The sequence below is a fragment of the Bradyrhizobium sp. Ken64 genome (assembly GCF_055807555.1).
In genome coordinates this window covers 124,731-140,292 of the sequence record NZ_JBVVPA010000007.1, presented here as the reverse complement: position 1 = coordinate 140,292, position 15,562 = coordinate 124,731, and the positions used below count along the sequence as shown (strand labels likewise).

Annotated in this window: 19 protein-coding genes; 5 read left to right on the top strand and 14 right to left on the bottom strand. The window is 64.1% G+C overall.

Features of this window, described 5'->3' with window-relative positions:
- Nucleotides 1-3: 3 nt before the first annotated feature.
- The 9 genes from AC0L2F_RS14800 to AC0L2F_RS14760 all read right to left on the bottom strand — a co-directional run bounded on the left by AC0L2F_RS14800 (nucleotide 4) and on the right by AC0L2F_RS14760 (nucleotide 7,641).
- Nucleotides 4-1,218: an aminotransferase class I/II-fold pyridoxal phosphate-dependent enzyme gene (locus tag AC0L2F_RS14800; protein WP_473248851.1), complete on the bottom strand. Its 1,215-nt coding sequence runs from the start codon at nucleotides 1,216-1,218 to the stop codon at nucleotides 4-6.
- Between the two features lie 311 nt (nucleotides 1,219-1,529).
- On the bottom strand, nucleotides 1,530-1,934 hold the full coding sequence (locus AC0L2F_RS14795) for a GFA family protein (protein WP_007604095.1): 405 nt from the start codon (nucleotides 1,932-1,934) through the stop codon (nucleotides 1,530-1,532).
- Nucleotides 1,935-2,151: 217 nt separating this feature from the next.
- Nucleotides 2,152-3,600 (bottom strand): ammonium transporter, encoded by a 1,449-nt coding sequence (locus tag AC0L2F_RS14790; RefSeq protein ID WP_473248850.1) that lies wholly within the window; start codon nucleotides 3,598-3,600, stop codon nucleotides 2,152-2,154.
- 38 nt (nucleotides 3,601-3,638) lie between these two features.
- On the bottom strand, nucleotides 3,639-3,977 hold the full coding sequence (locus AC0L2F_RS14785) for a P-II family nitrogen regulator (protein ID WP_007598642.1): 339 nt from the start codon (nucleotides 3,975-3,977) through the stop codon (nucleotides 3,639-3,641).
- A gap of 435 nt (nucleotides 3,978-4,412) precedes the next feature.
- Entirely contained in the window at nucleotides 4,413-5,015 is a 603-nt protein-coding gene (locus tag AC0L2F_RS14780; protein WP_007604097.1) for an ATP-dependent Clp protease proteolytic subunit, read from the bottom strand.
- A gap of 41 nt (nucleotides 5,016-5,056) precedes the next feature.
- Entirely contained in the window at nucleotides 5,057-5,413 is a 357-nt protein-coding gene (locus tag AC0L2F_RS14775) for an SRPBCC family protein (protein ID WP_007604098.1), read from the bottom strand.
- Nucleotides 5,410-5,724, bottom strand: coding sequence for an ArsR/SmtB family transcription factor (locus tag AC0L2F_RS14770; protein ID WP_007604100.1), 315 nt, complete (start codon nucleotides 5,722-5,724; stop codon nucleotides 5,410-5,412). The genes AC0L2F_RS14775 and AC0L2F_RS14770 overlap by 4 nt, the downstream gene beginning before the upstream one ends.
- Before the next feature lie 41 nt (nucleotides 5,725-5,765).
- Nucleotides 5,766-7,067 carry an ammonium transporter gene (locus tag AC0L2F_RS14765; protein ID WP_063992259.1) on the bottom strand — a complete coding sequence of 434 codons (1,302 nt, stop codon included), beginning with the start codon at nucleotides 7,065-7,067 and terminating at the stop codon, nucleotides 5,766-5,768.
- A 235-nt stretch (nucleotides 7,068-7,302) separates the two neighbouring features.
- Nucleotides 7,303-7,641 carry a P-II family nitrogen regulator gene (locus AC0L2F_RS14760; protein ID WP_007604102.1) on the bottom strand — a complete coding sequence of 113 codons (339 nt, stop codon included), beginning with the start codon at nucleotides 7,639-7,641 and terminating at the stop codon, nucleotides 7,303-7,305.
- 239 nt (nucleotides 7,642-7,880) lie between these two features.
- Between AC0L2F_RS14760 and AC0L2F_RS14755 the strand changes: the two genes are divergently transcribed.
- Nucleotides 7,881-8,771, top strand: coding sequence for a DUF4339 domain-containing protein (locus AC0L2F_RS14755; RefSeq protein WP_473248849.1), 891 nt, complete (start codon nucleotides 7,881-7,883; stop codon nucleotides 8,769-8,771).
- A 40-nt stretch (nucleotides 8,772-8,811) separates the two neighbouring features.
- Here AC0L2F_RS14755 and tesB read toward each other — a convergent pair whose 3' ends face one another.
- The gene (gene tesB, locus AC0L2F_RS14750) at nucleotides 8,812-9,675 is read right to left on the bottom strand and encodes an acyl-CoA thioesterase II (protein ID WP_007604104.1); all 864 of its coding nucleotides are present in this window, start codon (nucleotides 9,673-9,675) and stop codon (nucleotides 8,812-8,814) included.
- Between the two features lie 138 nt (nucleotides 9,676-9,813).
- Between tesB and AC0L2F_RS14745 the strand changes: the two genes are divergently transcribed.
- The gene (locus tag AC0L2F_RS14745) at nucleotides 9,814-11,034 is read left to right on the top strand and encodes a ubiquinone biosynthesis hydroxylase (RefSeq protein ID WP_473248848.1); all 1,221 of its coding nucleotides are present in this window, start codon (nucleotides 9,814-9,816) and stop codon (nucleotides 11,032-11,034) included.
- A gap of 201 nt (nucleotides 11,035-11,235) precedes the next feature.
- Here the strand turns inward: AC0L2F_RS14745 and AC0L2F_RS14740 are convergent, their stop codons facing one another.
- Together AC0L2F_RS14740 and AC0L2F_RS14735 are read right to left on the bottom strand one after the other, a co-directional pair.
- Nucleotides 11,236-11,433, bottom strand: coding sequence for a Trm112 family protein (locus AC0L2F_RS14740; protein ID WP_007598651.1), 198 nt, complete (start codon nucleotides 11,431-11,433; stop codon nucleotides 11,236-11,238).
- A 61-nt stretch (nucleotides 11,434-11,494) separates the two neighbouring features.
- Nucleotides 11,495-12,025 carry a TetR/AcrR family transcriptional regulator gene (locus AC0L2F_RS14735; protein WP_473248847.1) on the bottom strand — a complete coding sequence of 177 codons (531 nt, stop codon included), beginning with the start codon at nucleotides 12,023-12,025 and terminating at the stop codon, nucleotides 11,495-11,497.
- 104 nt (nucleotides 12,026-12,129) lie between these two features.
- Here AC0L2F_RS14735 and AC0L2F_RS14730 point away from each other — a divergent pair, with 104 nt between their 5' ends.
- The 3 genes from AC0L2F_RS14730 (at nucleotide 12,130) to AC0L2F_RS14720 (ending at nucleotide 13,628) form a co-directional block, all read left to right on the top strand.
- Nucleotides 12,130-12,480, top strand: a complete 351-nt coding sequence (locus AC0L2F_RS14730; protein WP_354168421.1) for a hypothetical protein — start codon at nucleotides 12,130-12,132, stop codon at nucleotides 12,478-12,480.
- A 215-nt stretch (nucleotides 12,481-12,695) separates the two neighbouring features.
- Complete coding sequence (locus tag AC0L2F_RS14725) at nucleotides 12,696-12,974, top strand: PepSY domain-containing protein (RefSeq protein WP_473248846.1); 279 nt, start codon at nucleotides 12,696-12,698, stop codon at nucleotides 12,972-12,974.
- Between the two features lie 39 nt (nucleotides 12,975-13,013).
- Nucleotides 13,014-13,628: a cytochrome b/b6 domain-containing protein gene (locus tag AC0L2F_RS14720; RefSeq protein ID WP_473248845.1), complete on the top strand. Its 615-nt coding sequence runs from the start codon at nucleotides 13,014-13,016 to the stop codon at nucleotides 13,626-13,628.
- Nucleotides 13,629-13,815: 187 nt separating this feature from the next.
- Here the strand turns inward: AC0L2F_RS14720 and AC0L2F_RS14715 are convergent, their stop codons facing one another.
- Both AC0L2F_RS14715 and trxA read right to left on the bottom strand, forming a co-directional pair.
- On the bottom strand, nucleotides 13,816-14,493 hold the full coding sequence (locus tag AC0L2F_RS14715) for an LON peptidase substrate-binding domain-containing protein (RefSeq protein ID WP_473248844.1): 678 nt from the start codon (nucleotides 14,491-14,493) through the stop codon (nucleotides 13,816-13,818).
- 68 nt (nucleotides 14,494-14,561) lie between these two features.
- On the bottom strand, nucleotides 14,562-15,485 hold the full coding sequence (trxA, locus tag AC0L2F_RS14710) for a thioredoxin (RefSeq protein ID WP_063992265.1): 924 nt from the start codon (nucleotides 15,483-15,485) through the stop codon (nucleotides 14,562-14,564).
- Nucleotides 15,486-15,562 lie beyond the last annotated feature (77 nt).

Genomic DNA, 15,562 nt, shown 5'->3' with positions numbered 1-15,562 from the left:
CGCCTAACCCAGAGTCTCGACCAGGCGGTGCAGCGCCTGCGCCGTGGTCTCGCCATCCTGCACCAGCGCAAGGCGAATGTAGCCTGCGCCGGGATTGAAGCCGTCGGGCTGGAGCCGCGCCAGGTAGCTGCCGGGCACCACGCGCACGCCTGCTTCCGTGAAGAGCTTCAGGCACACAGACACGTCGTCGCCGATTTTCGAAGTGTTGAGCCAGACGCAAAAGCCGGCATCGGGCCGGCGATAGCCGTAACGATCGCCGATGATCTGATCGGCAAGATCGAACTTGATGCGGTAGAGCCTGCGGTTCTCCTCGACATGCGCCTCGTCGCCATAGGCTACGGTCGCGACATGCTGGAGCGGGACCGGCACCTGCGGCGCCGCGATGTTGCGCAGCTCGAGGAACATGCCGATGAGTTTTTTGTCGCCGGCGGCGAAGCCGACGCGCAGGCCCGGCAGGTTCGAGCGCTTCGACAGCGACTGGAACGCAACCACGCGGGTGAAATCAGGGCCGGCGCATTCGAGCGCGCTGCCCGGCGCTTCGCGGGTGTAGATCTCCGAGTAGCATTCGTCGCTGAGGACCACGAAGCCGTAGCGGTCGGCGAGCTGCTTCAGGCGCGTGAAATAATCGCGCGAGGCGACCGAGCCCTGCGGGTTGGCGGGCGAGGCCAGATAGAACGCCACCGTGCGCGCCAGCGTCGCCTCGTCGATGGCGTCGAGATCGGGCAGGAAGCCGTTCTCCGCCGTGGTCGGCAGGTAGACCGGCTCGCAAGCGGCAGCGCGGGCGCCGGCGCCATAGACCGGATAGAACGGGTTCGGCATCAGGATCGCGGGCTTGCCCGGACGCGGGCCGACATAGCGCGCCGCCGCGATCGCGGCGAGGAACAGCCCCTCGCGGCTGCCATTGAGGACGAGAATCTCGCTCTCGGGATCGAGAGCGCGCGGCAGCTTGAAACGCGACGACAGCCAGGCGCCCGCGGCCTTGCGGAACGGGTCGGTGCCTTTGTTCGCGGGGTAACGGCCGAAATCGGCGATGTGTTTGGCCAGCACCGGGCCGACGAAGTCGGGCACGGGATGCTGCGGCTCGCCGACGGCAAGCGAAATCAAAGGCTTGCCGGGCTGATGCGGCGCCAGCAGCTCGTTGAGCCGGACGAAGGGAGAGCGTTCGCTACCGGAGCTTCCACCGTCCTGCGGCGCACGGGATGAAGCGGTCATAGCCATTCTGGACGCCAGCACTCTTGGAACAGCCGGTCGCTCTACCAAAAGCGCCAGCGGGAAGCGGTTCAGTTCACCATAGATAGGGCGAGGTTAAGACGCGATTAACCATCGGCCGCCGCCTCCGTCCAGAGCAGGAATAATGAGGCCGGATAACCGGGATGGCTGCGGCGGTTCTTACCTCTCCCGCTTGCGGGAGAGGTTGCGCCGGAGGCGCGACTGAGGGCTCTCTCCACCCAGGAATTTTCCCGATGTTGAGACACCCTCTCCCCAGCCCTCCCCGCATGCGGGGGAGGGAGCCCGCCGTCATCGCGGTTCTAGTGCGCCGGCAGCTTTTCGAAGGTCGCCATGCCCGCGGGGATCGCGTGGAAGTCCTGCTTGTCGCAGGTGTAGATCGCCATCTGCGGATGGAACTGCGCAGGCTCGTCCAGCGTGCCGACCTTCAGGATCGCGGCCGGCAGTCCGGGAACCTTGGTCACCAGATGGGTGCCGCATTCGCCGCAGAACTCGCGCGTGACAGCGCGTTCGAGGTCCTTGCGCGTGAATTGCTTGGGCTGCCCGGTGATGTAGCTGAAGCCGGCCGCCGGCATCGCGATGAAGGTGTTGGGCGCGCCGCCCGAAATGTACTGGCACTCGCGGCAATGACACTGCGCCTGCATCATCGGGTCGCCCTCGGCGACATAGCGCACTTCGCCGCAATAGCATCCGCCTTCCAAACGCATGACGACCTCCCTTTTGTTGTTTGTTGTGGTCGATATTTCTGCGCAGGTTGTCCGGAATGGCAATCCTTTTCTTCGCGTTTCTTTCCGCTCAGCCGGACAAAAAGAAAGGGGCTCCAACTTGCGCTGGAGCCCCTCAACGGTCGGGACATTGCCGGGTATGTGCCCCAAACCGTAGTTGTGAGCGCGACCTCCGAGGAGGTCGCGCCCGGGAGAAGACTTACATGTTGTAGGCGCGCTCGGTGTGCTCGGTGATGTCGAGGCCTTCACGCTCGCTCTCGACATTGGCGCGGAGGCCAACGATCACATCAACGACCTTGTAGAGGATCGCCGAACCGATACCCGACCACACCAGCGTGGTGCCGACGCCCCAGACCTGGGAGATCATCTGCGCTGCGAAGTCGTAATCGGCAACCTTCGGCGGGATCGCGGTGTAGTCGATGATGCCCGCACCACCCAACGCCGGATTGACGAGGATGCCGGTGCCGAGGGCGCCGATGATGCCGCCGACGCAGTGCACGCCGAACACGTCGAGGGAGTCGTCGTAGCCGAGCGCGTTCTTCACGACGGTGCAGAAGAACAGGCAGACCACGCCGACCACGAGGCCGAGGACGATCGCACCCATCACGCCGGAGAAGCCGGCGGCAGGCGTGACGGCCACGAGGCCCGCGACAGCGCCGGAGATGACGCCGAGCACCGACGGGTGACCCTTGATGATCCACTCCGCGAACATCCACGACAGCGCGGCGGCTGCGGTGGCGACGAAGGAGTTGGTCATGGCGAGGGCCGCGCCGCCGTTGGCTTCGAGGTTGGAGCCGGCGTTGAAGCCGAACCAGCCAACCCAGAGCAGCGAGGCGCCGATCATCGACATAGTCAGCGAGTGCGGAGCCATCAGCTCCTTGCCGTAACCGACGCGCTTGCCGATCAGCAGAGCACCGACCAGGCCTGCGATGCCGGCGTTAATGTGCACCACGGTGCCGCCTGCGAAGTCGATCGCGCCCTTCTTGAAGATCCAGCCTGCGTCGGCGTTGATCTCGTCGAGCTTGGCCTGCGCCGCGGTCTTCGCCGCGCCATCAGCCGCAGCAGCCAGAGCCTTGGCTGCGTCCTGGATCATGTCCGGGCCGGGCCAGTACCAGACCATGTGCGCGATCGGGAAGTAGATCAGCGTGACCCAGAGCGGAACGAAGAGCGCGAGCGCCGCGAACTTCATGCGCTCGGCGAAGGCGCCGACGATGAGGGCGGGCGTGATCGCCGCAAAGGTCATCTGGAAGCACATATAGATGAGCTCCGAGATGTTGGCGTCGACCGAGAAGGTCGCGGCCTTCGAGTCGGTGGTGACGCCCATCATGAAGGCCTTGGAGAAGCCGCCGATGAAGTCGGAGCCGCCGGTGAAGGCGAGGCTGTAGCCGTACACGGCCCAGATCACGGTGACGACGCAGACGGTGTAGAACACCTGCATCAGGACCGAGAGCATGTTCTTGGAGCGGACGAGGCCGCCGTAGAAAAGCGCGAGGCCGGGGATCGTCATCAACAGCACGAGCACTGTCGATGTCAGCATCCAGGCGTTGTCTCCCTTGTTGACCGTTGGCTCGGCGTAGGCTGCGGTCGCAGCGAACAGGCCGACTGCGAGAGCCGCCAATCCCGCGCCATAGGGACGCTTAAACGTCATTTCATTTACTCCTGATTGAATTTTGATTGAGCGCGAAATCAAAGGGCCGCAGCATCGGCCTCGCCGGTGCGGATGCGAACCGCATGGTCGAGATTGATGACGAAGATCTTGCCGTCGCCGATCTGTCCGGTTTTCGCGGCGGTCGTGATGGCGTCGATGGTCTTGTCGACCTGGTCGGAGGCGACAGCGACCTCGATCTTGATCTTGGGCAGGAAGCTCACGGCATATTCGGCGCCGCGATAGATTTCCGTATGGCCCTTCTGGCGGCCATATCCCTTGACTTCCGTCACCGTGAGACCGTGAACGCCGATGGCGGTCAGGGCGTCACGGACTTCTTCCAGCTTGAATGGCTTAATAATCGCCATAACAATTTTCATGGGTCCTATCCCCGCTTGGGCCCGGTCCGGACGTGGCCGGGCGTTTCTCGACTGGTTCGCCACGAGGGAGAAAGTTCACTACGCGGGCACAGCCAGGACCCATAGAATCAAATGCCGTGCCAGATCGGGCGTGTTGCCTAACGGACTATGAAAACGGGTGTTTTCGCGTTTGACGCGTATTGCGGTGCAGTGCGCCATTACGCCGCGCTCAATACCTGACCATGCCTGATTAAAATAAAGGCACGTCAAGCTGCCGACACATTGGTGCTCACGCGTCGGGCAGTGGAAAGGTAATTTAGTAGGGCGAACGCCTGTTGCAGGGCCGTTCGTGCTGCGAAATATCGGGCCCCCTGTACTTCTGCTCACGGAATGCGCGCAACCGGCCAACCGACTTGAGCAGGGCGAGACCTGCCGAGCGGTCGCCGGCAGAGACCGTCAGGCCGCGCTGCGTTCCGCGAACACCCGGTCGATCAGCCCCCAGTCGACCGCCTGCTGTGCGGTCATGAAGTGGTCGCGGTCCAGGGTCCGTTCCACGTCCTGCTCGGGGCGCCCGCAATGTTTTGCATAGAGCCGGATGAGGCGCCGCTTGGTTTCCTGCATTTCGGTGGCGTGGATCAGGATGTCGGACGCCTGGCCTTGAAAGCCGCCGAGCGGCTGATGCACGTGAAGGCTCGCATTGGGCAGGGCGGCGCGGTGACCGGGCTCGCCGGCCATCAGCAGGAACGAGCCCATCGAGCGCGCGGTGCCCATGCACAGCGTATGCACCGGCGCCTTGATGAATTGCATGGTGTCGTACATCGCGAGGCCGCTGGTGACCACGCCGCCATAGGAATTGATGTAGAGATTGATCGGCTTGTTCGGATTCTCCGCCTCCAGGAACAAGAGCTGCGCGCAGACCAGTCCGGACATCGCATCATTGACCTCGCCGTTGAGGAAGATGATGCGCTCGCGCAACAGGCGCGAATAGATGTCGAACGATCGCTCGCCGCGGGCGGATTGTTCGACGACCATAGGGACGAGCTGAAGCATGTCGCGCATCGGCGACCTCCATGTCTGAGGGTGATGAAGTGGTGTCGGTGTTAGGCGGCCGCGCGCATCAGGCAGCCATTGCTGTTGGCCGGCTGCGGCAGCTTCATGCCGATCTCGCAGGCCTGCTGGATGATGCGGAAGCGGGTGCCGCCGTCTTCGTTCGGCTCGATCCGGAAGATGACATGGCTTTCGCGAAACGGCGGTTCGGAATCGCGAAGCCGGTAGCGCACCTCCTGGCCCGGGATCGATGTCTCAGGCTCGGCGCCCGCAAGTTCGCAATCCGGCAGCCAGCGCTCGCGCAAAGCCGGAATGGTCACCGCGCGCCAGACCTTGGCCGGCGGCGCATCGAATTCATATTCGAGCACGAGAGCTGGGTCGGAGGGATCAGGCTTCACGGCGTCGGTCATTGATCCATCTCCTTCAAGAGATCGGCAAGGGCGTCCATGCGTTTCGGCCAATAGGCGCGATAGCGCGCAAGCCAGGTCCCGATGGCGGCGATTCCTTCGGGATCGACTTCGTAATTTACAAAGCGGCCCTGCCGCTGTTCGCGCACTAGGCCTGCCCCGCGCAGCACCGCGAGATGCTGCGACATCGCCGGTTGGCTGATCTCCAGTCCGTCGCGCAAGGCGCTGGCATTCAGGCTTCCGCCGGCAAGCTTCTCAAAGACCTTGCGGCGGGTCGGGTCGGCCAGCGCCTTGAAGATGTCGGCTTCGATCATGGCAACACATAAGCATGTGCTTATGTGTTGCGCAAGCCCAATTACTGCAACGCCTCGCCGTGCTGCGAGATATCCAGTCCTTCGAGCTCGTGCTCGCGGGAGACGCGCAGGGGCACGAACAGGCCGACCAGCTTGAGCAGGACGAAGCTCACGCCTGCCGACCAGACGAAGGTGACAGCGACCCCGTAGAGCTGGATCAGAAGCTGCTGCGGATGGCCTTCGAGCAGGCCGGCGGTGCCGCCGATCGCGCTGGTTGCGAACACGCCGGCCAGCAGGGTGCCGGTCAGCCCACCGATGCCGTGGACGCCGAACACGTCGAGCGAATCGTCATAGTCGAAGCGGTGCTTCAGCCAGGTGCAGGCCCAGTAACAGACGAGACCCGCGATCACGCCGATGACTATACCGTGCCAGGGCGCCACGAATCCCGAGGCCGGCGTGATGGTGCCGAGGCCGGCGACCGCGCCGGAGATCATGCCGAGCACGGATGGCTTGCGCCGCGTCGACCATTCGATCGCGCCCCAGGTCAGCGCGCCGGAGCAGGCGGCGAGATGGGTCGCGATGATCGCCAGCACCGCGCGCGAATTGGCTGCGCCCGCCGAGCCGCCGTTGAAGCCGAACCAGCCGACCCACAACAGGCCGGTGCCCATCACCGCGAGCGACAGATCGAACGGCGAGAGATTTTCGGTGCCGTAGCCATGACGGCGTCCCATCACCTTCGCGGCGACGAGGCCGGCGGTGCCGGCCGACAGATGCACCACGAGGCCGCCGGCGAAATCCAGCACGCCCATGCTGGCGAGGAAGCCGCCGCCCCACACCCAATGCGCCAGGGGAATGTAGACGAAGATGAACCAGGCCACGGAAAAGAGGAGATAAGCGGAGAACCGCATCCGGTCGGCGACGGCGCCCGCGACTAGCGCCACCGTGATGATCGCAAACGTCATCTGGTACAGCATGAACAGCGCTTCCGGGATCGTCTTCGCGGCCGGGTTGACGCTGTCCATGGTCATGCCGGCGAGGAACCAGCGGTCGAGCGTCCCGATCCACGGGCCGTCGCCGACGAAGCACAGCGAATAGCCGAACGCGACCCAGAGAATGGAGATGATCGTCACCGCGGCCAGGCTCTGCGCCATGGTGGCGAGCACGTTCTTCTTGCGCACCATGCCGGAATAGAACAGCGCGAGTCCCGGGATCGTCATCATCAGCACCAGCGCGGTGGCGACAATCATCCAGGCGGTGTCGGCGGTGTTGATCTCGGAGCCCGCGGCACGCGCCGGCGAAGCCATGATCGAGACAAGCCCGATCGGCGCGGCCATAGCAGCCGCGCGGCGCAACAATCCCGCCATGTCGTTTCCCCCAGCATAGTGATTGCGTCGCACACTGTGGCGCCGTTGCCCGGTGCGATTTAGATTAGAATTAGTCCGTGCCTCACCGCACTCCACCCTCATCCTGAGGAGCCCGCGACAAGCGGGCGTCTCGAAGGATGGCCGCGGGCGAGAGCCGGGCCTCTATGGTTCGCCCGGCGATGCAAAGCATCGTCCGGAAACGCGTTCCGCGCTCCTCACCATGAGGGTCTTGAATTCAGAGCGCGTCGCTGTCGGTCTCGCCGGTGCGAATGCGGATGGCGTGATCGATCGGCGTGACGAAGATCTTTCCGTCGCCAATCTGGCCGGTGCGCGCCGTCGCGGTGATGACGGCGACGGCCTTCTCGGCGATATCGGAGGCAACCGCGATCTCGATCCGCAGCTTCGGCAGGAAATTCACGACATATTCGGCGCCGCGATAGATCTCGGTGTGGCCCTTTTGGCGGCCATAGCCCTTCACTTCGGTCACGGTCATGCCGTGGACGCCGATCGCCGTCAGCGCCTGGCGGACTTCATCGAGCTTGAAGGGTTTGATGATCGCGACGACGAGTTTCATGGTCAGGCCTATTCCCCGGGGATGCGCCGCGCCGTATGTCCCCGGCGCAGCGTCAATCTGGCATCTTTCCGGGCAAATGGCATAAAAATGTTGCAGATTGAAGCGGAAAATCGTTGGGCCATGTGAACGGCCGCCTCTGTACAGGGCAGCCGTTCATCCTCCACAATGCGTTTTTGGAATGGATGCGATGAACCCAAGCGTCGCGGCGGGTACAAAACTATGTTCGAGGGGGACGTTTCATGGCGAGTTGGTTCTACGCATCCGAGGGTAAGCAGCAGGGACCCTATCAGGAAGGACAATTCCGCGACCTCGTTGCCCAGGGAGTCGTGCGTCCGGATACGCTGGTGTGGTCGGAGGGGATGGCCGGCTGGCAGAAGGCCGCCGAAATCCCCGGCCTGATCGGCGGCGGCGGTGCGCCCCCGATGATGCCGGCTGGCGGCCCGCCGATGATGGGCTCCGGAGGCTATGGCGGCGGTGGCGCCGGAGGATCGTTGGCGGTCGATTTCGGCATCCTCGAGTTCACCTGGCGCAGCATCGTGATGCTGATCGGCATGTGCTTCATCATCCCGGTGCCGTGGGTGTTCGTCTGGTACACGAAATGGATCGTGTCCTGCGTCAAGGTCCCCGGGCGGCCCAATCTCAGCTTCACCGGCAATGCGATGGCGCTGGTGCCCTGGTATTTCGGCTTCATCGTTCTGGCCATCGTGATCGGCTACATCGGCGTCCCCTTGCTGAGCAATTTGCTGTTCATCGCCCAAATCGTTCTGTACTGGCTCCTGATCAAATGGATGGTCGCGAACCTCGCCTCCAACGGCCAGCCGCTCGGCCTGAGCTTCACCGGCACGGTCTGGGCCTATGTCGGCTGGAGCCTGCTGTTCGCGATTTCCATCATCACCATCATCGGCTGGGCCTGGGTCGCCGCAGCTCAGATGCGCTGGTTCTGCCGCAGCATCGAAGGCACGCGGCGCGAGATCGTCTTCAACGGCAGCGGTCTCGGCATTCTCTGGCGGGGCATCGTGGCCGCATTCCTTTGCGGCTTCATCATCCCGATCCCGTGGGTGTATCGCTGGATCATGAACTGGTTCGCGTCGGAGACCGTCCTGGCTCCGCGAGGATCGCTCCGGGCATGACCTCGAGAGGCATCAGCGCTATCGATCGTGCTTATGCCTCCTAGGCTCTCCGCTCGCGTACCGAGCCTTCTTGCGCGACGGAAGCCACCAGTGTGCCGTCAGGCTTGAAGATCGAGCCGCGGGTCAAGCCGCGGCCGCTTCGGGCGCTCGGCGAATCCTGTGCGTAGAGCAGCCATTCGTCGGCGCGGAACGGGCGGTGAAACCACATCGCGTGGTCGAGGCTCGCCGGCATCATGCGCTTGTCGAACAGGGTGCGGCCGTAGCGCGCCATGATCGCATCGAGCAGCGAGAAGTCGGACGCGTAGGCCAGCGCGCACATGTGCAGCGCCGGATCGTCCGGCAGCGTTGCCGCGGTCTTGATCCAGACATGGATGCGGCCGTCCTCGATCTTTTGGCCGAAATAGCGGCCGAGCTCGACCGGGCGCAGCTCGATCGGACGGTCGGATTCATAATAGCGGCGGATGAACTCCGGCATCTCCTTGAACATCGGCTGCTTCGCCACCTCCTCCGCCGTCAGCTTTTCCGGCGGCGGCACGTCGGGCATCTTGTCCTGGTGATCGAACGCGCTCTCCTCCTCGGCATGGAAAGACACCATGATCGAGAAGATCGCGTTGCCGTGCTGAATCGCGGTGACGCGTCGCGTCGAGTAGCTCTTGCCATCGCGCAGGCGCTCGACCTGATAGATGATCGGGATCTGCGGATCGCCGGGCAGGATGAAATAGCAATGCAGCGAATGCGGCAGCCGGCCCTCGACCGTGCGGCACGCTGCAACCATCGCCTGCCCGATCACCTGGCCGCCGAACACCCGTTGCCAGCTGGTCTTCGGACTGTTGCCGCGGAACAGATTCACCTCGAGCTGTTCGAGGTCGAGGATCGAGATGAGGTCGATCAGGCTCTTGGACATGGAATTCAGCTTTCGCCTTGCCGCTCCGGCTACGCTGCTCCGGAATGACACAATGGGGGCTTACCGCCCTTGTTTCACCGCACTGTTTCGCCCACCTCAAGTCTGCTAGCAAGGCCAGGATTTAGCCGGGAATTGGGTATGTCGGTACAGGGTAGCATTGTCATCGGTGGCGGCGCGTTTGCGGGCCTGGCGCTGGCGCTGGCGCTGCGCCAGGGGCTCGGGCCCGAGATCCCCGTCATCGTCGCCGACCCCGCGCTCGGCACACGGCCGAGCCGGGACCCGCGCGCCACCGCGATCGTGGCCGCCTGCCGCCGCCTGTTCGAGGCGATCGGCGCCTGGGACGAGGTCAGGGGCGAGGCGCAGCCCATCCTCGACATGATCGTCACCGATTCAAAGCTGGAAGACGCCACCCGCCCGGCGTTCCTCAACTTTGCCGGCGATGTCGCGCCGGGCGAGCCCTTCGCGCATATGGTCGAGAACCGCCGCCTGATCGATGCGCTGGTGGTGCGCGCCGAGGCCGAGGGCATCGATCTCCGCGCGACCACCGTATCGTCTTACGACGCGCGGGCCGAAGGTATCGACGTGACGCTCGGTGACGGCAGTGTGATTGCAGCGAGCCTCCTGGTCGCGGCCGACGGCGCGAAGTCGAAACTGCGTGAGCGCGCCGGCATCGCCACCCATGGCTGGGAATATGATCAGTCCGGTATCGTCGTCACCGTCGGCCATGAGCGCGATCACGAGGGCCGCGCCGAAGAGCATTTTCTGCCGGCGGGTCCGTTCGCGATCCTGCCGCTTTCGGGCAAGCGCTCCTCGCTGGTATGGACCGAGCGACGCAGCGAAGCCGCGCGTATCGTTGCGTTGAGCGATGAGGAATTTCACGGCGAGCTCGAGCAACGCTTCGGCCTGCATCTCGGCGAGGTGAAGGCGCTCGACAAGCCGCGCGCGTTTCCGCTGTCCTATTTCGTCGCGCGCTCCTTCATCGCCCAGCGTCTCGCGCTGGTCGGCGATTCCGCCCACGTCATCCACCCCATTGCGGGCCAGGGTCTCAACATGGGGCTGAAGGATGTTGCCGCGCTGGCCGAAGTCGTGGTCGATGCCGCCAGGCTCGGCATGGATCTCGGCGCCGCCGACGTGCTCGAGCGCTACCAGCGCTGGCGCCGCTTCGACACGATGGCCATGGGCGTTGCCACCAACTCGCTGAACTTCCTGTTCTCCAACCAGTCGACCTTGCTGCGCACCGTCCGCGACATCGGCCTCGGCCTCGTCGACCGCGCCCCGCCGCTGAAGAACCTGTTCATCCGCCAGGCCGCGGGTTTGACCGGTGAGATACCGCGTTTGTTGAAGGGCGAGGCGCTGTAGGATTTTCCTGTCGTCCCGGACAAGCGCGCCTCAAGCGCGCGCAGATCCGGGACCCATACGCCGCAGCAAAAGTTTTGCGAAGACTCGGAGTGACCAGCTCGCGCAACAACCCAATTCGGTGGCTATGGGTCCTGGCCTTCGCCAGGACGACACCTGGGTGTGGAGCGGTCATCGCGCCATTCTGCGCGCACAACCTCAACCTCAATCGATCTTGCGGGCCTCTTCCGGCAGCATGATCGGAATGCCGTCGCGGATCGGATAAGCGAGCTTGGCGCTGCGCGAGATCAGTTCCTGCTTTGCAGAATCGAACTCCAGCGGACCCTTGGTCAGCGGGCAGACCAGAATCTCCAGCAATTTGGGATCGACGCTGGCTTCGGGGCGTTCGGTGGGCGCGTTCATGTGGATCTCCGGCGGTCGGTTGCCTCTAGCATGAAAAATCGTAGCAGCCCATCGCGTCGCCTCAAGCGGAAACCATCCGCAGGATCTCGTCGAGCAGGCCCTCGAGCCGTGCGGTGGGCGATGGCGGGCCCGACAGGGCGAAGCCGAGGAACGTCCAGTACAGGATTTGCGCGCGGGCTCGCGCCGTCGCCGCCTCGAACCCGCGCTTCTTCAGCAGCTCCTCGATATAGTCGAGCCTGCGCCGGTCGATGGCACGCACCGCCGTTTGTGCCGCTGCATCGAAGGCCGCCCAGTTCCGCACCGCGCGCTCAAGGTCGAGCCGCGCGCCAAAAGTCCTGCGCAGCAGCGCTTTCAGCGGATCGTCGCTGTCCGCCTCGACATCGGCGATGATCTGCTCGGCCGCGATCTCGCGCCAGCGCTTCAAGAGAGCGGCATGGAACGCGCCGAGATCGGCGAAATGCCAATAAAAGCTGCCGCGCGAGACCCCCATGGCTTTCGCCAGCGGATCGGCCTTCAGTGCGGTGAAGCCGTCTCTCGCGAGCGCCTTCAGGCCCTGCTTGATCCAGTCGTCGGCGTTCAGCGTTTCGGCCATGTCGGGTTCCGGATTCAACCATACACTAGTGTATTGACAGCCGGCACGCCAGCGCCTATCTCACCATACAGGACTGTATGGAAAAATTTTCAGGAGTTTTGACGATGCGTGATCTCTTGCTCCAGTGTGCCGGGGTCGTGACCATTGTCGTGGCCCTCATCCATGGCATTCTCGGCGAGACCAAGGTCTTTGCCCGCGCCCGCATCGAGCCGGAGCGGCTCCGCACCCTGATCCGCCTGGTCTGGCAGGCCTCGACCGTCGCCTGGTTCGGCGGGGGTGTGCTCCTGATCGCGGCACCCTGGCTGCAATCGGAGCCGGCGCGGCACTGGATCGTCGTCACCATGGCCTGTGTGTTCGGCTTCGCCGCTCTCGCCAACGCATGGGCGACGCGCGGTCGGCACTTCGGCTGGATGGCGCTCAGTGCTGTCGTCGCGATGGCGGCTGCCGGCTACTAGGCGCGGCATATTGCAGTCATGCCTGTTGTGAGGCGTAAGGCCGCATCGACGCGCCAAATGTACGTTGCGCACGGAGGGCGCTGAGCTTTTTCGGATCGTTAGAATATCTCTAAAGGCTTCCGGCGTAGCTGCGGATTGACTTCATCATGTGCTTTGCTTCCTTCGGTCCCGCTTCGCCCCAGGGCGTAGCGCCCACGACAGAAGAGGAGAAGTTCGTGAAGGTTGTTCGTGTTGTTGCCGTTGCATTGACGATCGGGATTGGCATGGGATCGGCCGCCTTGGCCGATGGTTTCAAGGACTGCACCAAGCTCGACAAGGCGTCGTGGAAGCCGGCGAGCGAAGCCGAAGCCAAGGCCAAGGCGCTCGGCTACGAGGTGCGGCGCTCCAAGATCGAAGGCTCGTGCTACGAGGTCTACGGCGTCAAAGAAGGCAAGCTTTACGAGCTGTTCTACAGCCCCGAAGATCTCAGCCTGAAGCACACGATTGCAAAGTAGGCCGCGCGATGGTCTGCGCGCAAACGTCTGCGCAAAGTCATGCCTGAGGGTGGTCCTCGCTTGATCGAAGAAAAGGTACCGCAACCGCGCGGGGGGGCCAACCGGACCCCCGCGGATCGAACCGCTTCGCGGACGGTCGTGGTCTGGGACCTCCCGCTGCGGCTCTGGCACTGGGCGCTCGCGGCTTGCGTTCTGGCCGCGTGGTCCACGCCGACCGTCTATGACGAACTTCACCGCATCGTCGGTTATACCGTACTCGGGCTTGTTGCGTTCCGTCTGGTCTGGGGTCTTTGGGGAAGCCGCTATTCGCGCTTCCGCATGGTCGGCGTCAGGCTTCGGGCCGCGCCGGGTTATCTGTGGAATCTGCGCCGCGGCATCACCGGCCGCTATATCGGCCTCAATCCAGCCGGCACGTTGATGCTGGTGGCGCTGCTGGTCTCGCTCGCGGTCTCGACGATATCAGGCGCGATGTCGGTGACCGTAACCTTTTTCGGCGTCTGGTGGGTCGAGGACACCCACCACTATTCGTCGGAGGCGGTCATCGTCCTGGTCGTGCTGCACGTCCTGGGCGTGCTGATGATGGGGCGTCTCCAGCGCGAGAACCTGATCAGCGCGATGATCACCGGCCGCAAGCGCATCCGGCATCACTCGTAGGATTGAGTCGGCACAATCTGGCCGCGGGCTCGGTCAACCTCGCCCGCTTGCTGGAGAGGTCGGCGCGAAGCGCCGGGTGAGGGTTTTCTCCTCTTCGGGGTTCTCGCTTGGGGCAGCACCCTCTCCCCGACCCTCTCCCGCAAGCGGGAGAGGGAGCGCACCGTGGAGGCGGAAGCTTAGTCGCCCCTCACTGCAGCGGTGGATCGCCGCTGGTGCGCTTCTTGGCGAGATCCATCTCCGTCACCGCGACCAGGATTTCAGCGCGGGTCTTCAGGTCGGGCGCTTCCAGCATCGCTTGCTTCTCGGCCACGCCATAGGGCGACATCATCGCCAGTGCGTTGACGAGCGCTTCGTTGGGGGCGGTCTCGACGCCCTCCCAGTCGACCTTGAGGTTGTTGGCCTTCAAAAAATCCGCCAGCACCGTCAGCAGTGCCTCGCGATCGACCTCGTCCTCGCCCATGCGCGGCGTGAAGTCGTCAACGAAGGCGAAGAAGTCCACCTTGCACTGCCGGTAGGCGGTAAGCACGTCGAGCTCCTCGAGCACTTTGAAGCGCGAGACGCCGGTGAGCTCGAGGATGTAGCGGCCATCGCCGGATTCGGCGAGCTGGGTGATGCGACCGACGCAGCCGACGCTGAACAGCGCCGGCTTGTCGGAATTCTTGGGCGAATGCGCGATGTCGGGCTGGATCATGCCGATCAGGCGATGGCCGTCGCGGAAGGCATCGTCGATCATCGCGAGGTAGCGCGGCTCGAAGATGTTGAGCGGCATCTGCCCGCGCGGCAACAGCAGCGCGCCCGGCAGCGGAAACACCGGAAGGATCTCCGGAAGGTCGGCGGGCCCGCGATATTCGATGTTGATCGGCATCTGGTCCCCATTGTCCGCATCAAGTCAGGATGCCTAACGCTCCGCCAGCCGCGATGGATCAATCATCGTCAGGAAAACAGGATGATCGACAAGCGCTTGCGTCCCTCGACAGTTGCATCGTCCGTGCCGCCCCAGGCCTCGAAGAACTGCACCAGCTGCTTGCGGGCGCCGTCGTCGTTCCATTTGCGGTCGCGCTTGATGATCGCGAGCAGCTGCTCGGTGGCCGCTGCCCGGTTGCCTTGCGCGTTGAGCGCGATCGCCAGGTCGAATCGGGCCTGATGATCGAGCGGGTCTGCGGCGACTTTCTGTTCCAGCTCGGCGACGGGCCCGAGCTGCTCGGCCTGCTCGGCCAGATCGATCGCGGTCTGCACGGCTTTCACAGCGGGGTCGTTGCGCTTCGATTCCGGGACCATGGCGAGCGTCTGCTTGGCCTGCTCCATTGCGCCGGAGACGGCGTAGCATTTCGCGAGCCCGGCGAGGGCTGCGATGTTGGTCGATTCGAGCTGCAGCACTTCCGCGTAGATCTGGGCGGCCGCGGCGGCATCGCCCTCGGCGAGCACCGCCTCGGCTTCCTGGAGGATTTCCGCGACATTCGGCTCACCCGGCGCGGTCACGCCCTTGGTCAGCTTTTCGATGAAGGCGTTGAGCTGGCTCTCCGGGACCGCACCCATGAAGCCGTCGGCCGGCTGGCCGTTGACGAAGGCGATCACCGCCGGAATCGACTGGATGCCCATCTGCCCCGGGATCGCCGGGTGCTGGTCGATGTTCATCTTGACCAGCTTGACCTTGCCCTTGGCGGCCTTGACCGCTTTTTCCAGCAAGGGCGTGAGCTGCTTGCAGGGGCCACACCACTCCGCCCAGAAGTCGATCAGCACCGGCTGGCGCTTCGATTCCTCGATGACGTCCTTCACGAAGGTCTGGGTGGTCGTGTCCTTGATCAGATCGGCGGCAGCCGGGCCCGCTGCTCCGTTACCCTGGTCGATGATCGTCACGGCATCCCCTCGTCTGATGTCTGGAATTGGCGGGTCTTTAGCACGTCGCAAATCCATATGCTTCGCTGTTGGCCCTA

What these genes read in the sequence shown, in the direction of transcription:
- AC0L2F_RS14800 (WP_473248851.1), bottom strand. Translation starts at nt 1,218, where the DNA reads ATGGCTATGACCGCTTCATCCCGTGCGCCGCAGGACGGTGGAAGCTCC.
- AC0L2F_RS14795 (WP_007604095.1), bottom strand. Translation starts at nt 1,934, where the DNA reads ATGCGTTTGGAAGGCGGATGCTATTGCGGCGAAGTGCGCTATGTCGCC.
- AC0L2F_RS14790 (WP_473248850.1), bottom strand. Translation starts at nt 3,600, where the DNA reads ATGACGTTTAAGCGTCCCTATGGCGCGGGATTGGCGGCTCTCGCAGTC.
- AC0L2F_RS14785 (WP_007598642.1), bottom strand. Translation starts at nt 3,977, where the DNA reads ATGAAAATTGTTATGGCGATTATTAAGCCATTCAAGCTGGAAGAAGTC.
- AC0L2F_RS14780 (WP_007604097.1), bottom strand. Translation starts at nt 5,015, where the DNA reads ATGCGCGACATGCTTCAGCTCGTCCCTATGGTCGTCGAACAATCCGCC.
- AC0L2F_RS14775 (WP_007604098.1), bottom strand. Translation starts at nt 5,413, where the DNA reads ATGACCGACGCCGTGAAGCCTGATCCCTCCGACCCAGCTCTCGTGCTC.
- AC0L2F_RS14770 (WP_007604100.1), bottom strand. Translation starts at nt 5,724, where the DNA reads ATGATCGAAGCCGACATCTTCAAGGCGCTGGCCGACCCGACCCGCCGC.
- AC0L2F_RS14765 (WP_063992259.1), bottom strand. Translation starts at nt 7,067, where the DNA reads ATGGCGGGATTGTTGCGCCGCGCGGCTGCTATGGCCGCGCCGATCGGG.
- AC0L2F_RS14760 (WP_007604102.1), bottom strand. Translation starts at nt 7,641, where the DNA reads ATGAAACTCGTCGTCGCGATCATCAAACCCTTCAAGCTCGATGAAGTC.
- AC0L2F_RS14755 (WP_473248849.1), top strand. Translation starts at nt 7,881, where the DNA reads ATGGCGAGTTGGTTCTACGCATCCGAGGGTAAGCAGCAGGGACCCTAT.
- tesB (WP_007604104.1), bottom strand. Translation starts at nt 9,675, where the DNA reads ATGTCCAAGAGCCTGATCGACCTCATCTCGATCCTCGACCTCGAACAG.
- AC0L2F_RS14745 (WP_473248848.1), top strand. Translation starts at nt 9,814, where the DNA reads ATGTCGGTACAGGGTAGCATTGTCATCGGTGGCGGCGCGTTTGCGGGC.
- AC0L2F_RS14740 (WP_007598651.1), bottom strand. Translation starts at nt 11,433, where the DNA reads ATGAACGCGCCCACCGAACGCCCCGAAGCCAGCGTCGATCCCAAATTG.
- AC0L2F_RS14735 (WP_473248847.1), bottom strand. Translation starts at nt 12,025, where the DNA reads ATGGCCGAAACGCTGAACGCCGACGACTGGATCAAGCAGGGCCTGAAG.
- AC0L2F_RS14730 (WP_354168421.1), top strand. Translation starts at nt 12,130, where the DNA reads ATGCGTGATCTCTTGCTCCAGTGTGCCGGGGTCGTGACCATTGTCGTG.
- AC0L2F_RS14720 (WP_473248845.1), top strand. Translation starts at nt 13,014, where the DNA reads ATGCCTGAGGGTGGTCCTCGCTTGATCGAAGAAAAGGTACCGCAACCG.
- AC0L2F_RS14715 (WP_473248844.1), bottom strand. Translation starts at nt 14,493, where the DNA reads ATGCCGATCAACATCGAATATCGCGGGCCCGCCGACCTTCCGGAGATC.